2 protein-coding genes and 1 pseudogene are annotated in these 1,089 nt (G+C 65.9%); 1 reads left to right on the plus strand and 2 read right to left on the minus strand.

Annotated elements, in window-relative coordinates; all coding sequences use genetic code 11:
- A pseudogene (locus KZA10_RS15855) lies at positions 1-126 on the plus strand (DNA replication and repair protein RecF); the annotation flags it as partial.
- A gap of 384 nt (positions 127-510) precedes the next feature.
- Here KZA10_RS15855 and KZA10_RS15860 read toward each other — a convergent pair.
- A complete protein-coding gene (locus KZA10_RS15860; protein WP_218683364.1) occupies positions 511-750 on the minus strand; it encodes a hypothetical protein in 240 nt (79 codons plus the stop codon).
- A gap of 65 nt (positions 751-815) precedes the next feature.
- On the minus strand, positions 816-1,089 hold a 274-nt coding region (locus KZA10_RS15865; RefSeq protein WP_218683365.1), incomplete at its 5' end, for an FHA domain-containing protein.

A 1,089-nucleotide genomic window follows, 5' to 3' on the forward strand; every position in this document is an offset into this window, starting at 1 on the left:
GAGGTCCAGGTGAACAGGCAGGGATCGAACAAGGCTCGCATCAACGGCTCGCCCTCGAAGCCGAACGAACTCCCCCGCTACGCACATGTGGTGCTGTTCGCTCCGGAAGATCTGCAGATCGTGCGCGTCGAGGTCGAACGCCAGGAGCCGGAACCGGCGATCGGCGCCGGCCAGGTAGACCGCCCACGGGCGCTCCGGCGCAGCTCTGCCGATCGCGCGATCGCGGTAGTCATTCAGGACGGTGCCGTAGGCGTCGACGACGGCCACGCGCACACGAGGGCGCGGGCTCACCGCCACGGTTAATCCCCAAGACTCGGCGTGCGAGTGCTGGGTTTCTGTAAAGGGAAGGGTTATGATGGCACCACCTTTCAACCCCCGTTGATGGGTACGACAAAGCCCCGGTTCCTTACCGGTTTTTGTCGGAACTGCCTTGATCTACAGGTCGCCAAACTCAGAAGATCAGGCACTCAGCTTCGGCCCCCCGTCTCGTAGAGGCGGGGGGTTCGCTCGTTATGCGGCCGGAATAGGCAGCTCCTCGTTGCGCTGGTAGCGCGTGCGGTCGACGAAGGCGGGCACGCCATCGCGGTCTAGGGGGAGGGCCAGGAGAATCGCTTCGAGGGCGGCGGCCTGAGAGATTCCCAGTGCGTCCGCGGTGTCGATGACGATCTTCTTGGCCGGCTCCACGACGGGAGCGAAAATGACCGGGTTTCCGACCGCGCTACCGCGGCGTCGTCGTGCTCGCTCTGCCATGGGGATAACGCTAGGGCTAGTGGTGCGCGTGATCGTGGATCGTGGCGGCGTGTCGTGCGCGGGCGTCACGAGAGCGTGACCGTGCAGTAGACGTCACCGAGAAGGATCGTCGACCCGTCGGGGATCGTGGTCGGCTCACTGGGGGTCAGCCACCGCGGCGGGGTCGACTGCAGTTCGATGCCGTTCGCGGAATCGAGGTCGGTCACGACGATGTGACCGGCGTCGTCGACGCCGATTGTGGCGTGTGTGCGCGAGAGCATCCGCCCTGGTGTCGCGATGCTGAGCGGTTCGTGGCCAGCGACCGGCTCGGGGTTGCGGCCGATGACCACGCGAGGGCCG

The organism is Microbacterium sp. BF1, from assembly GCF_019279095.1.
Classification (GTDB): Bacteria; Actinomycetota; Actinomycetes; order Actinomycetales; family Microbacteriaceae; genus Microbacterium; species Microbacterium maritypicum.